Genomic DNA, 13462 nt, shown 5'->3' with positions numbered 1-13462 from the left:
TTCAAACCCGAGGACCGCCGATACGGCGCGGTTCGTCCGTGGGCGGTACGTCCAGGTCGAGATTGATGGTGTCGAGCTTGCGGTTCAGCGCTGCCGTATCCAGCGCCGGCTCGTTGTACGTGTAGGTGTCCTCGTCATCGTCGTCGCGCCGCGCGCCCGCCCGGCGCAAGAGCCAGGCAATGGCGAAGGCGACCAGCGCCAGCACTGCGGTAACGATCACGAGAAGATTGTCGGCCAGCCAGCCGGGCATGCCAGTTTGCACGGTTTTATCCGGAAGCGTGCCGACGGGTTTGTCGGCGTCGGAGGGAGAGGAGGAGGTAGCGCCGGGAGTGTTTGCTGCGTTCGGGGCGCCTGTGGCGCTCGGGGTGCTTGCGGCACCTGGGGTGCCTGCCGCGCCCGGCGTGCCTGCTGCGCCTGCTGCGCCCGGTGTGCCTGCTGCGCCCGGTGTGCCTGCTGCGCCCGGTGTGCCTGCTGCGCCCGGCGTGCCTGTTGCGCCCGGCGTGCCTGCTGTACCCGAAGTGCCTGTTGCTCCCGAAGTGCCTGCTGCGCCCGGTGTGCCTGCTGCGCCCGGTGTGCCTGCTGCACCCGGCGTGCCTGCTGCGCCCGGCGTGCCTGCTGCTGCGCCCGGTGTGCCTGCTGCGCCCGGTGTGCCTGCTGCGCCCGGTGTGCCTGCTGCGCCCGGTGTGCCTGCTGCTGCGCCCGGTGTGCCTGCTGCGCCCGGTGTGCCTGCTGTACCCGGCGTGCCTGTTGCTCCCGAAGTGCCTGCTGCGCCCGGCGTGCCTGCTGCGCCCGGCGTGCCTGCTGCGCCCGGCGTGCCTGCTGCGCCCGGCGTGCCTGCTGCGCCCGGCGTGCCTGCTGCGCCCGGCGTGCCTGCTGTGCCCGGCGTGCCTGCTGCGCCCGGCGTGCCTGCTGCGCCCGGCGTGCCTGCTGCGCCCGGCGTGCCTGCTGCGCCCGGCGTGCCTGCTGCGCCCGGCGTGCCTGCTGCGCCCGGCGTGCCTGCTGCACCCGTAGCACCTGCTGCACCCGAAGTACCCGCTGCACCGGTGGCGCCCGAAGCACCAGCCGCACCTGCACCAGCCGCAGCCGATTGCTGCGCAACAGCCTTCGTCAATTCGTCCACATTGGCTTGAAGCTGATTCACGCGCCCTTGCGTGTCCGCCAGCGCGCGATCGGCGGACGTCTTGGCATCCGCCTGCGCCTCGGCCTGCGCGGCCGCGCCGTCCTGCGCCTGGCCGGTCGACAGCCGAACCCGGTCTTGCGTCGGCGCGGCAGTGGCGACGCCCGTGTCAGCCGGCGGGGCGACCGTGCCGGAGGCGGCGTCCTGGCCCTTGACCACCGACGGATTCGCCCCTGCCGCCGCGCCAACGCGGCCGCGATACTTCGCGTACGCCTCGGCATGCTCGTTGAAAATGCGGCGGGCTTCGGCCGGATCGATGGCGCGCACCGTGGCGGCGTCCGGAATCTTGAGCGTCTGGCCGGAACGCACCAGATTCATGTTGTTCTGAATGAAGGCCTGCGGATTGGCGCGCCACAGCGCGACCAGCATCTGATAGACCGACGCGTTGGGCACCGCATTGCGCTGCGCGATGGCAAACAGATAATCGCCCGACTTCACCGTGACCGTGCCCGACGTGCCGCCCGCGCGGCCAGGGGCGCCCACGGCGGCGGGCGTGACATCGGCGCTGGTGCCGCGCAACGGCACCAGGATGCTGACCTGTACCTGCCGCTGTCCCGAACTGGAATTGATGTCCAGCAACAAATCCACGGCCCCGCCCGCCGGCGCCTGTGTGGACCGCACCCGCAGATTCTTGCGCGTGGGATCCATCCCGTCTTCGACGCGGACCACCATGCTTGCAAGCGGCACCGGCGGCTTGACGCCCGCGCGCTGCCAGGCGGCTTCGTCGGCAATGGAAACCTTGAGTGAGCTGATCTCTTCGGGCGTCAATTCCTGCAGACCGACGGTCGCCTGCAGCGGCGCGCCCGGTACGGAAACGACGCGCGAATGCCCAACGCGCATGGCCAGCGCCGACCCGCAGACGCTTGAGCCGATCGCCAGCGCAATGGCCCACTGAAGGGCTTTCAAACGGCGGGCATGCTTCACTTGGCGCGAACGCTGGGTCATAAGCTGGAATTCCGTTCTTGTAATCGAATTACGGGCCTGGGCCCATTCGCGCCATTTGCGGCGCAAAAAACAGCCTCAATTCACCCGAAAAGTGTAATGGATGGCGCGCATTTCACAAACCTGAACAAGGCAAACTCGTTGACTGACAGCCGCGCGCGGGGCCTTCTGCCCGCCGCATGCGCACGGTGCGAAGCCGCACTGCGCCACGATGGTGCACGTCGACCGTTCGCACGATCCCGCCCTACGCCAAAAAACAAAGGGCACCCGAAGGTGCCCTGACTGCATCGTTGCGTGAAACGGGCAGCTGAAACAGCCGCCCGCCCCGGCATCAGGCTTCGTTCAGCGCGATGCGCAGCATGCGGCGCAGCGGCTCGGCGGCGCCCCACAGCAGTTGGTCGCCGACCGTGAAGGCGCCCAGGTATTGCGAGCCCATCGACAGCTTGCGCAGGCGGCCCACCGGAATGTCCAGCGTGCCGGTGACGGCCACGGGCGTCAACGCGGAAACGGTGGCTTCCTTGGTGTTGGGAACGACCTTGGCCCACTGCGTGCCTTGCGCGATGAGAGCTTCGATCTCGTCCAGCGGCACGTCGCGCTTGAGCTTGATGGTCAGCGCCTGGCTGTGGCAGCGCATGGCGCCGATGCGCACGCACAGGCCGTCGATTGGGGTGGGCGCCGTGCCGAAGGCAGCGCCGCGGCCCAGGATCTTGTTGGTTTCGACTTCGGCCTTCCATTCTTCCTTGGACATCCCGTCGCCCAGATCCTTGTCGATCCAGGGAATCAGGTTGCCGCCGAGGGGCACGCCGAAGTGTTCGTGGGGCAGCGCATCGTCCTTCTGCTTGGCCAGCACGCCGCGGTCGATTTCCAGGATGGCGGAGGCCGGGTCGTCCAGCAGGGACTTGACCGACTGGTTGATCTCGCCGAACTGAGTCAGCAGTTCACGCATGTGCTGTGCGCCGCCGCCGGACGCGGCCTGGTAGGTCATGGAGGTCATCCATTCCACCAGGTCGTTGTTGAACAGGCCTGCCAGGCCCATCAGCATGCAGCTGACCGTGCAGTTGCCGCCGATGAAGTTGCGCACGCCGCGCTTGAGCGCCGCGTCGATCACCGGGCGGTTGACCGGATCCAGCACGATGATGGCGTCGTCGGCCATGCGCAGGGTGCTGGCCGCGTCGATCCAGATGCCGTTCCAGCCCGCGCCGCGCAGCTTGGGATAGACCTCGGACGTGTAGTCGCCGCCTTGCGCCGTCACGATGATCGGCAGTTTTTTCAGAGCGTCAATGTTGTAGGCGTCTTGCAGCGGACCTGCGCCAGTTGCCCACGTGGGCGCGGCGCCGCCAGCGTTGCTGGTGGAGAAAAACACCGGTTCGATCAGTGCGAAGTCGTTCTCGTCGCGCATGCGTTGCATGAGCACCGAGCCGACCATACCGCGCCAGCCGACAAGGCCTACTGCTTGATTCATTTCAATCGCTCTTTAAAGGGGGTGGCAAGATAGGGAGGGGAAAATTTTCGTGCAATTCAACAATTTATCAGAATGCACGCAGGGATGTTGCACCGCAGCTGGAAAAAAACGGGGCCGCCTTGCGGCGGCCCCGACACGCATCCCAATCAGGCAAGCGCCTTCAAGACGGCGTCGCCCATGCCCGCGGTGCTGACCTTCGTCGTGCCGGGTTCGAAGATGTCGGCGGTGCGCAGGCCGCTGGCCAGCACGCTGCGCACGGCCGCTTCGATGCGGTCCGCCTGCGGCGCCAGGTTCAACGAGTAGCGCAGCAGCATGGCGGCGGACAGGATCGTGGCCAGCGGATTGGCGATGCCCTGCCCCGCGATGTCCGGCGCCGAGCCGTGGCTGGGCTCGTACAGGCCCTGGCCGCTGGCATTCAGCGATGCCGAGGGCAGCATGCCGATCGAACCCGTCAGCATGGCCGCTTCATCGGAAAGAATGTCGCCGAACAGGTTGCCGGTGACGATGACGTCGAACTGGCGCGGGTTGCGCACCAGTTGCATGGCCGCGTTGTCGACATACATGTGCGACAGCTCAACATCCGGGTACTCGCGCGCCACTTCGATCACGATGTCGCGCCAGAACTGCGAGGTCTCGAGCACGTTGGCCTTGTCGACGCTGCACAGCTTCTTGTTGCGTTTTTGCGCCGATTCGAAGCCGATGCGCGCGATGCGGCGCACTTCGGATTCGGCGTAGCGCATGGTGTCGTAGCCTTCGCGCTCGCCGGTAAAGGCGCCGTCCGGCGACGAACGCACGCCACGCGGCGTGCCGAAATAGATGTCGCCGGTGAGTTCGCGGATGATCAGGATGTCCAGGCCCGACACGATCTCCGGCTTGAGCGACGACGCGCTGGCCAGTTCCGGATACAGAATGGCCGGGCGCAGATTGGCGAACAGGCCCAGCGCCTTGCGCAGGCCCAGAATGGCCTGTTCCGGACGGAACTCGCGCGGCAGGGTGTCGTACTTCCAGTCGCCGACCGCGCCGAACAGCACGGCGTGCGATTCCTTGGCCAGGTTCAGCGTAGCGGGCGGCAGCGGGTGTTCGAACTGGTCGAACGCCGCGCCGCCAACAGGAGCCTGCTTGATATCGAAGGGCACATCCAGCGCCTTCAGGACGCGCACGGCCTGTTCGACGATTTCCGGGCCAATGCCGTCACCGGGCAAGACTGCGATGTTGTGGGTCATTGAATAGCGATCCTGTGTCGATGGTTTGATCAGGCGATGGGGCGGCTTTCCAGCCACGGATGACGGGCCAGACGCTCGGCCTCGAAGGCGCGGATCTTGTCCGAATGGCGCAGCGTCAGACCGATGTCGTCGAAGCCGTTCAGCAGGCAATACTTGCGGAAGGGTTCGATGTCAAAACCCATGGCGCGGCCGTCCGCGGCGATCACGACCTGGCGGTCGAGGTCGATGTTCAGCTTGTAGTTCGGGAAGGCCTTCACTTCGTCGAACAGGCGCGCCACTTCCAGCTCGGACAGCACGATCGGCAAGAGACCGTTCTTGAAGCTGTTGTTGAAGAAGATGTCGGCGTACGACGGCGCGATGATGGCGCGGAAACCGAACTGCGTCAGCGCCCAGGGCGCGTGCTCACGGCTGGAGCCGCAACCGAAGTTCTTGCGCGCCAGCAGCACCGAGGCGCCCTGGTAACGCGGCTGGTTCAGCACGAAGTCCGGATTGAGCGGACGCTTGCTGTTGTCCATGCCCGGTTCGCCGTGATCCAGATAGCGCAGCTCGTCAAACAGGTTGGGACCGAAGCCCGTGCGCTTGATGGACTTGAGGAACTGCTTGGGGATGATGAGGTCCGTGTCGACGTTTTCGCGGTCGAGCGGCGCCACCAGGCCTTCGTGATTGGTAAATGCTTGCATGATGTCTACTCGGTGCTTGTCGCTTAACGAAACGTGCGGACGTCGACGAAATGGCCGGCGACGGCGGCGGCGGCGGCCATGGCCGGGCTGACCAGGTGCGTGCGACCGCCCTGCCCTTGCCGGCCCTCGAAATTGCGGTTCGAAGTCGAGGCACAGCGTTCGCCGGGTTCGAGGCGGTCGGCGTTCATGGCCAGGCACATCGAACAGCCCGGTTCGCGCCATTCAAAGCCGGCTTCGATGAAGATCTTGTCCAGGCCTTCGCGTTCGGCCTGTTGCTTGACCAGGCCCGAACCCGGCACCACCATGGCCTGACGCACATTGGACGCCACGCGCTTGCCGCGCGCCACGACGGCCGCGGCGCGCAGGTCTTCGATGCGCGAGTTCGTGCACGAACCGATGAACACGCGATCCACGCGGATGTCGGTCAGCGGGGTGTTGGGCTTCAAGCCCATGTACTCCAGCGCGCGCTCCATGCCACTGCGGCGCACGTCGTCTTTCTCGCGGTCGGGGTCCGGCACGCGGGAATCCACCGGCAGCACCATTTCGGGCGACGTGCCCCAGGTGACCTGCGGCTTGATGTCGCGCGCATTGACTTCAACCACCGTGTCGAACTTGGCGCCTTCGTCGGTGTGCAGGGTGCGCCAGTATTTGACGGCCTGATCCCAGACGACACCGGAGGGCGCGAACGGGCGCCCGCGGAAGTATTCGACAGTCTTGTCGTCGACGGCAACCATGCCCGAACGGGCGCCGGCTTCGATCGCCATGTTGCAGACGGTCATGCGGCCTTCGACGGAGAGCGCGCGGATCGTGCTGCCGGCAAATTCAATGGCGTGGCCCGTGCCGCCGGCCGTGCCGATGATGCCGATGACGTGCAGCACGACATCCTTGGCCGTACAGCCGAAGGGCAGTTCGCCGTCGACCTTGATGAGCATGCTCTTGGCTTTCTTCATGAGCAGCGTCTGCGTGGCCAGCACGTGCTCGACTTCGGACGTGCCGATGCCGAAGGCCAGCGCGCCCAGCGCGCCGTGCGTGCTGGTGTGCGAGTCGCCACAGACCACGGTCATGCCAGGCAGGGTGGCGCCCTGCTCCGGTCCGATGACGTGGACGATGCCCTGGCGCAGGTCGTTCATGCGGAATTCGGTGATGCCGTACTTGCCGCAATTGGCATCCAGCGTGTCTACCTGCAGACGCGAGATCGGATCGTCGATGCCCTGGGCGCGGTTCATCGTGGGCACGTTGTGATCGGCCACTGCCAGGTTGGCGCCGGTGCGCCACGGCTTGCGCCCGGCGATCGTCAGCCCCTCGAACGCCTGCGGGCTGGTGACCTCGTGCAACAGGTGCCGGTCGATATAGAGCAGACAGGTGCCGTCTGATTCCTGGTGGACGATGTGGGCGTCCCAGAGTTTGTCGTAAAGGGTTTGGGCCATGGATGCGCTCTGCAAATAGACAATCCGGCTCGAGCCTGGCGCAGTGGGTAAAACGCTTCCCTGCCGCGCCGGCTGCTGCGGCATGAGAGGAATTATGCCCACCCACCAAACCTAGTACAAGCACACCTTATATACCAGTACTACCACTACCATGCTGATCGTGCCGCCCGGGCGGCTGAGGATCGATGTATCGACTTGTTGCATAACGAATTAATCGATTTGCGATTTAGAGGATCGATACAAATTGGTAAACAAAATAGATACAGAACTCTCAAATAGATATAATCGACGCACGCCCTGGAAGGACTAGCTTCGAAATAGTACGTAATAATCCGTATTAATAGAAATAATCAATTCCCGGTAAAGCGATGTTCGTGCAAATTCGATGAAGTAGTTAGATGTTGCGCGAAATTCACCTGATGGACCGCCAGTAACAATCCTCAAGACTTAACAAATCTTGACTCGCCAAAATTGACATTTACATACAACATGGCGGCCATTCAATCTCAACTTGACTCGCGAATAATCACTATGGCTTCGTTTTTGCTCAAAAGCACGACTTCGGTCCTTGCCCTTGCATTTGCCCCCGCCGTTTTTGCACAGTCCGCAACGCCCGCCGCTGCCGCACCCGCCGGGCAACCGCAAGTGACGTTGAATCAGATCGTCGAGCAGACCCTGCTCAGCAATCCTGAAATCCAGGCCAAGTACCACGACTTCCAGGCGTCCCTGGAAGGCCAGGCCGTCGCCCGCGCCGCCTACTTCCCGCAGATCAATGCGCAGGGCTACCTGGGCCGCGAATGGCGCAACAACGTGCCCGGCGTCGGCTCGCAGAGCTGGAACCGCCCTGGCTGGAGCGTCGAACTGCGCCAGCTGATTTTTGACGGCTTCCGCACCACCAACGACGTCAAGCAGGCCGGTTTCGACAAGCTGGCGCGCTTCTATGACGTGCTGGCCACCAGCGACAACACCGCGTTCACCGCCGTGCAGGCCTATATCGACCTGCAGCGCTACCGCGACATGGAGCTGCTGGCTCGCCAGAATTACTCGCTGCATGAAAGCACCCTCAAGCAGATCGGCGAGCGCACGGAATCCGGCGTCGGCCGGCGCGTCGACCTGGAACAGGCCGGCGGCCGTCTGTCGCTGGCCCAGACCAACCTGATGACCGAAACGGCCAACCTGCTGGACGTGCAACAGCGCTTCCAGCGCGTAACCGGCGCCTTCCCGCCTGAATCGATGCTGCCGGCGCCCGATATTGCCGACAAGCTGCCCAAGGCCCCGGGCAATTTCAATGAATCGCTGCGCCGCAACCCCAGTTTCCTGTCCAAGCAGGCCGGTCTGCAGGCCGCTCAGGCGGGCGTGCAGTCGTCCAAGGGCGCGTTCTCGCCGAAGTTTGAGTTCGTCGCCAACACGGGCCGCGACCAGAATGATCCGACCCCGCAAAGCCGCGACATCCAGAGCTCCAGCGTCCAGGTCGTGATGAGCTACAACCTGTACCGCGGCGGCGCGGACTCCGCCCGCGTGCGCCAGACCGCCAACCAGTCCTATGCCGCCCGCGACATCCGCGACTACACCTGCCGCAATGTGCAGCAGGACCTGGCCGTGGCCTGGAACAACATCACCAGCCTGAGCCAGAAGCTGCCCTTCCTGCGCGATCACGAAGTGGCCACGACGAAGGTGCGTGATGCGTACGCGCAACAGTTCCAGATTGGCCAGCGCTCTCTGCTGGACCTGCTGGACACGGAAAATGAACTGTTCGAATCGCGCCGTGCGCTGACCAATGCCATTTATGATCTGCGTCTTGCGCAGTACCGCTGGCTGGCCCTTTCCCACACCCTGCTGCCGGCGCTGTCGCTGCAACCCGCGCGCAATGAGATGCCCGAGGAAAACGGCAAGCTGGAAGTGTCGGACGAAGTGATCAAGCTGTGCAATTCGACCGTTCCGGATACCGCCCGACTGGCTCCCGTGCGCGTGCATTACAACGAAGGCACCCTGCCCCCCACGCTGGTGCCGGTGAACGCGCCTGCCGCCCGGCCCTGACCGGAGCAGCCGCAAGGAGGCCCAATGGCAAACAAGGGCAGTGATTTCTCGCAGTTGGATGCGGACTTTGTCCGCGTCCTTGAAGACTTAATTGACGCGTTGATCGCCAACGGCACCTTGCGGATGACAGACCTGCCTGTCCAGGCCCAGCAAAAGCTCACCCAGCGCAAGCAGCAGCGTGCGCGCCTCTCGGAACACCTCGACCTGTTGGATGACGAAGATGGACAAGTTATCTGAGAAGGCCGCCCGGGATTGGCGCGCTGATGCTCGTGCCGCGCACGACGATCCGCTGCTCGATTGCCTGGTGGAAATCACCCGCCTGCATGGCGTGACGGCCACCGCGCAAGCCTTGTCGGCGGGCCTGCCCCTTGAAGAACACCGCCTCACGCCGGCCCTGCTGCCGCGCGCGGCTGCGCGGGCGCAGTTGTCGGCGCGCGTCGTCAAGCGTTCGCTCGATGACATCTCGCAGGACCTCCTGCCCGCCATTCTGCTGCTCAAGGGCGAACGCGCGTGCCTGCTGCTCAAGAAGGACGGCGGCAAATTCGTGGTCAGCCATCCCGAACTGGGCGGCAGCTCGTTCGAAATGGATCCGGCCGAACTGGCCCAGCAGTACAGCGGCCTGGTGTGCTTTGTCCGCCCGCAATTCCGCTTTGACGCCCGCGCCCCGGAAGTCTCCAAGGTGCGAGAACGCCACTGGTTCTGGGCGGCCATCATGGAGAACCGCCGGCTGTACCGCGACGCCCTCGTCGCGGCGCTGCTGATCAACGTGTTCGCCATGGCGATGCCGCTCTTCACCATGAACGTGTACGACCGCGTGGTGCCGAACAACGCCGTCGAAACGCTGTGGGTGCTGGCCATCGGCATCACGCTGGTAGTGATCTTCAACATGATCCTGAGCACGGCGCGGTCCCATGTGGTGGACAGCGCCAGCAAACGCGTGGACGTGCGCCTGTCCGCGCAGATCATGGAACGCGTGCTGGACCTGCGGCTGGAAGGCCGCCCGGTCTCGGTCGGGTCCTTCGCGGCCAACCTGCGCTCGTTCGAATCCATTCGCGACTTCATCGCATCGGCCACCATCACCACGCTGGTCGACCTGCCCTTCATCCTGCTGTTCCTGGCCGCCCTGGCCTGGATTTCGCCGTGGATGATCCTGCCGCCGCTGGTCGCGATCGTGCTGATCCTGCTGGTGTCGCTGGCCGCCCAGGCGCGCATGGAAGCACTGACGATGGCCTCGTTCCAGGCCTCGTCGCAGCGCAACGCCACGCTCGTCGAGGCGCTGACAGGCCTGGAAGCCGTCAAGACGCTGAACGCCCAGGGCGCGATCCAGCGCAACTGGGAGCGCGCAACGGAATTCATCGCGCAGACGGGCGGCAAGCTCAAGCTGATCTCGTCCTCCACGGTGGGCTTCGTGCAGGCCGTGCAGCAGCTCGTGTCGATTGCCGTAGTCATCATCGGCGTGTACCTGGCGCAGGAATCGGCGCTGTCGATGGGCGGCATCATCGCCGCGTCCATGATCGCCGGCCGCTGCCTTGCGCCGCTGGGTCAGGTCGCGGGCCTGCTGATGCAATACCAGAATGCGCGCACGTCGCTGGGTTCCATCGACAACTACATGAAGATGCCGATCGAGCGTCCGGCCGAGGCCGAGTTCCTGCATCGCCCCGTGTTCCACGGCGGCCTGGAATTCCGCGACGTGACCTTCGTGTATCCCGGCAGCACGCAGCCGGTGCTCAAGAAGGTGTCGTTCAAGCTCAAGCCCGGCGAGAAAGTCGGCATCATCGGCCGCATCGGCTCGGGCAAGACCACGCTTGAAAAGCTGGCGCTGTCCCTGTACCAGCCGACCGAAGGCGCCGTGCTGCTGGACGGCGTGGATGTGCGCCAGATCGACCCGGCCGACGTGCGCCGGGCCATCGGCCACGTTCCGCAGGATCCCCTGCTCTTTTACGGCAGCCTGAAGCACAACCTGGCGATGGGCGCGCCCTACGCCGACGACGCCAGCATTCTGGCGGCGGCCAACATGGCCGGCGTGACCGAGTTCGCCAACCTGCATCCCAATGGTTTCGACATGATCATCGGCGAGCGCGGCGAATCGCTCTCCGGCGGCCAGCGCCAATCGGTGGCCGTGGCCCGCGCGCTGATCAACGATCCACCGATCCTGCTGCTGGACGAGCCCAGCAGCAACATGGACCACCAGAGCGAGGCCCAGCTTCGCAAGCGCTTGGGCGAAGCCAGCGCAACCAAGACGATCCTGCTGGTCACGCACCGTACCGCGCTCCTTGAACTGGTCGACCGTCTCATCGTGATCGACAACGGCCATATCGTGGCCGACGGTCCGAAGGAACAAGTTGTCGAAGCCCTGCGTCAAGGACGCGTTGGACGCGGAAGCTGAGAAAACCATGCTGAACAATCCTGGAGCCCCCAAGCACGGTTTCTTTGGCAACCTGCTGCGCGCCCCGCGCAACCTCTTTGTATTTTTCTTCGATCGCCTGCTGGACGGCGCCGAGAAAGGCAAGCCCGCCCAGCGGTCCGACTACATCGGCAACGCCGAATGGGTCATCCACGAGTCCCAGGCGCGCGGCTCGCGCATTCTGCTCTGGACCTCGCTGCTGGCCACGATGGGCCTGCTCGTCTGGGCGGGCTTTGGCAGCATCGACGAAGTCGTCCGCGGCGAAGGCAAGGTCGTGCCGTCGCGCCAGGTGCAGATCATCCAGAGCCTGGACGGCGGCATCGTCGAGGAAATTCTGGTGCGGCCCGGCCAGGAAGTCGAGGCGGGCCAGATCCTGCTGAAGATCGACTCCACCCGCTTTACCTCGTCGCTGGGCGAGAACAACGCGGAGTACCTGTCGCTGCTGGCCAAGGCGGCCCGCCTGAAGGCGCTGGCCACGGGCGAACCGTTCGTCACGCCCGAGGAAGTGCTCAAGCAGGCGCCCGGCCTGGGTGAAATGGAACGCAACGCCTGGCAGGCGCGCAACACGGAGCTCAATGCCACCGTCAACGTGGCCCGCGAACAGCTCAAGCAGCGCCAGGAAGATCTGCGCGAAACCATCGCCAAGCGCGACCAGGCGTCGGCAAGCTGCGGCCTGACCTCGCGCGAGCTGCAGGTGACCCGGCCGCTCCTCAAGAGCGGCGCAGTCTCCGAGGTCGACCTCTTGCGTCTGCAGCGCGACGTAGCCCGCTATTGCGGCGAGCAGAAAGGCGCCGAGGCGCAGATCGACCGCTTCCAGGCGTCCATCAAGGAAGCCGAAAGCAAGATCCAGGAAACCGAACTGAACATCCGCAACCAGGCCCGCAGCGAGCTCTCGGAAACCAACACCAAGCTGGCGACCCTGCGCGAAGGCAAGGCGGCGCTGGTCGACCGCGTCAAGCTGGCCGAAGTGCGCGCCCCGGTGCGCGGCACCGTCAAGACCCTGTTCAACAACACGGTCGGCGGCGTGGTGCAGCCGGGCAAGGACATCATCGAGATCGTGCCCACGGACGACACGCTGCTGCTCGAAGTGCGCATCCAGCCGCGCGACATCGGCTTCCTGCATCCGGACCAGAAGGCCGAAGTCAAGTTCACGGCCTACGACTTCGCGATTTACGGGGGCCTGGAAGGCCGCGTTGAACAGATCGGCGCCGACACCGTGACCGACGAGAAAGGCAATTCCTACTATGTCGTGCGCGTGCGCACCGACCGCAGCACGGTAGGCGACAAGCTGTTGCCCATCATCCCCGGGATGGTGGCAGAGGTTCATATCCTGACAGGCAAGCGCACGGTGCTCCAGTACCTGCTCAAGCCCATTCTGCGGGCGAAGTCCAACGCCTTCACCGAACGTTAATGGAGAGCTTCAAGGCCTTATGAAACCCATTCCCGTCCTGTTGATTACGCATGACGACCTGCTCTGGCAGCACTGGCGCGCGCTTGACCCGGCGCGCTGGATGGCTGCCCGCGGGCGAGGCCTGGCGGATCTGCAACGCTGGCGAGAACAAGGCCGTACGCTGGCGGTGCTGGATGCCGACGTGCCCAAGCTCCCCTCCTGGCACGATCCTGCCTGGACGCCGACGCTGGCCGGCCTGCATGTCGTGGTCGCCAGCGCCAGCCCCAACGACGAGCAAGGCACGCAGGCGCTGGGCGCCGGCGCCCACGGCTACTGCCACAGTTATGCGCAACCCCCCGCGATGGCGCAGGCGCTGGAAGTCGTCGCCTCCGGCGGCATCTGGATGGGACGCTCGCTGGTGTCCCGCCTGCTCAAGCTTGTCACCGAGCGTGCGCAGGACGCCCACGCCTGGGACGGCGGCCGGCTGACCGAGCGCGAAATCACCGTCGCGCGCTACGCCGCCAGCGGCCAGGCCAACGCCCAGATCGCCGAAGCGCTGGGCATCACCGAACGCACGGTCAAGGCGCATCTGTCAGCGGTTTTCGACAAGCTTGGCGTCACCGACCGCCTGCAGCTTGCGCTGCTGGTGCACGGCATTTCCGCACCCACTGACGCGCGCAGCAAAGTCACCGCGTAAACCTGTCCTCAAGGACAATATCC

The 13462-nt window shown here is 65.0% G+C and carries 10 protein-coding genes; 5 read left to right on the top strand and 5 right to left on the bottom strand.

The genetic code is table 11. The features are described from left to right. Position 1: 1 nt before the first annotated feature. The 5 genes from CLM73_RS09360 to leuC form a co-directional block, all read right to left on the bottom strand. On the bottom strand, positions 2-2122 hold the full coding sequence (locus CLM73_RS09360) for a FimV family protein (protein ID WP_105238196.1): 2121 nt from the start codon (positions 2120-2122) through the stop codon (positions 2-4). Positions 2123-2450: 328 nt separating this feature from the next. Continuing rightward, the gene (asd, locus tag CLM73_RS09355) at positions 2451-3581 is read right to left on the bottom strand and encodes an aspartate-semialdehyde dehydrogenase (protein ID WP_105238195.1); all 1131 of its coding nucleotides are present in this window, start codon (positions 3579-3581) and stop codon (positions 2451-2453) included. A 146-nt stretch (positions 3582-3727) separates the two neighbouring features. Next, a complete protein-coding gene (leuB, locus tag CLM73_RS09350) occupies positions 3728-4804 on the bottom strand; it encodes a 3-isopropylmalate dehydrogenase (protein WP_105238194.1) in 1077 nt (358 codons plus the stop codon). 29 nt (positions 4805-4833) lie between these two features. Then, a complete protein-coding gene (gene leuD / locus CLM73_RS09345) occupies positions 4834-5484 on the bottom strand; it encodes a 3-isopropylmalate dehydratase small subunit (protein WP_105238193.1) in 651 nt (216 codons plus the stop codon). Between the two features lie 23 nt (positions 5485-5507). Further along, positions 5508-6911 carry a 3-isopropylmalate dehydratase large subunit gene (gene leuC / locus CLM73_RS09340; protein WP_105238192.1) on the bottom strand — a complete coding sequence of 468 codons (1404 nt, stop codon included), beginning with the start codon at positions 6909-6911 and terminating at the stop codon, positions 5508-5510. A 531-nt stretch (positions 6912-7442) separates the two neighbouring features. On the opposite strand from leuC, the gene CLM73_RS09335 reads away from it, so the two are divergent. Genes CLM73_RS09335 through CLM73_RS09315 form a run of 5 tightly spaced genes read left to right on the top strand, consistent with a single transcriptional unit; the run spans position 7443 to position 13439 of the window. Next, entirely contained in the window at positions 7443-8948 is a 1506-nt protein-coding gene (locus tag CLM73_RS09335) for a TolC family outer membrane protein (protein WP_105238191.1), read from the top strand. 24 nt (positions 8949-8972) lie between these two features. Beyond that, positions 8973-9185 carry a hypothetical protein gene (locus tag CLM73_RS09330; RefSeq protein WP_105238190.1) on the top strand — a complete coding sequence of 71 codons (213 nt, stop codon included), beginning with the start codon at positions 8973-8975 and terminating at the stop codon, positions 9183-9185. Next, positions 9169-11334 carry a type I secretion system permease/ATPase gene (locus tag CLM73_RS09325; protein WP_418904932.1) on the top strand — a complete coding sequence of 722 codons (2166 nt, stop codon included), beginning with the start codon at positions 9169-9171 and terminating at the stop codon, positions 11332-11334. Before CLM73_RS09330 ends, CLM73_RS09325 begins: the two co-directional genes overlap by 17 nt. 7 nt (positions 11335-11341) lie before the next feature. Then, the gene (locus CLM73_RS09320) at positions 11342-12763 is read left to right on the top strand and encodes an HlyD family type I secretion periplasmic adaptor subunit (protein WP_105241444.1); all 1422 of its coding nucleotides are present in this window, start codon (positions 11342-11344) and stop codon (positions 12761-12763) included. 19 nt (positions 12764-12782) lie between these two features. Continuing rightward, positions 12783-13439, top strand: a complete 657-nt coding sequence (locus CLM73_RS09315) for a response regulator transcription factor (protein WP_105238188.1) — start codon at positions 12783-12785, stop codon at positions 13437-13439. The last annotated feature ends 23 nt before the right edge of the window (positions 13440-13462 follow it).

Origin of the sequence: Achromobacter spanius, from assembly GCF_002966795.1 — a bacterium.
GTDB classification, from domain to species: domain Bacteria; phylum Pseudomonadota; class Gammaproteobacteria; order Burkholderiales; family Burkholderiaceae_B; genus Achromobacter; species Achromobacter spanius_D.
This window is presented reverse-complemented; position numbering and strand designations above follow the sequence as displayed.

Bases quoted from the DNA above. Each gene is read 5' to 3' on its own strand.
- CLM73_RS09360 (WP_105238196.1), bottom strand. From the start codon at position 2,122: ATGACCCAGCGTTCGCGCCAAGTGAAGCATGCCCGCCGTTTGAAAGCC.
- asd (WP_105238195.1), bottom strand. From the start codon at position 3,581: ATGAATCAAGCAGTAGGCCTTGTCGGCTGGCGCGGTATGGTCGGCTCG.
- leuB (WP_105238194.1), bottom strand. From the start codon at position 4,804: ATGACCCACAACATCGCAGTCTTGCCCGGTGACGGCATTGGCCCGGAA.
- leuD (WP_105238193.1), bottom strand. From the start codon at position 5,484: ATGCAAGCATTTACCAATCACGAAGGCCTGGTGGCGCCGCTCGACCGC.
- leuC (WP_105238192.1), bottom strand. From the start codon at position 6,911: ATGGCCCAAACCCTTTACGACAAACTCTGGGACGCCCACATCGTCCAC.
- CLM73_RS09335 (WP_105238191.1), top strand. From the start codon at position 7,443: ATGGCTTCGTTTTTGCTCAAAAGCACGACTTCGGTCCTTGCCCTTGCA.
- CLM73_RS09330 (WP_105238190.1), top strand. From the start codon at position 8,973: ATGGCAAACAAGGGCAGTGATTTCTCGCAGTTGGATGCGGACTTTGTC.
- CLM73_RS09325 (WP_418904932.1), top strand. From the start codon at position 9,169: ATGGACAAGTTATCTGAGAAGGCCGCCCGGGATTGGCGCGCTGATGCT.
- CLM73_RS09320 (WP_105241444.1), top strand. From the start codon at position 11,342: ATGCTGAACAATCCTGGAGCCCCCAAGCACGGTTTCTTTGGCAACCTG.
- CLM73_RS09315 (WP_105238188.1), top strand. From the start codon at position 12,783: ATGAAACCCATTCCCGTCCTGTTGATTACGCATGACGACCTGCTCTGG.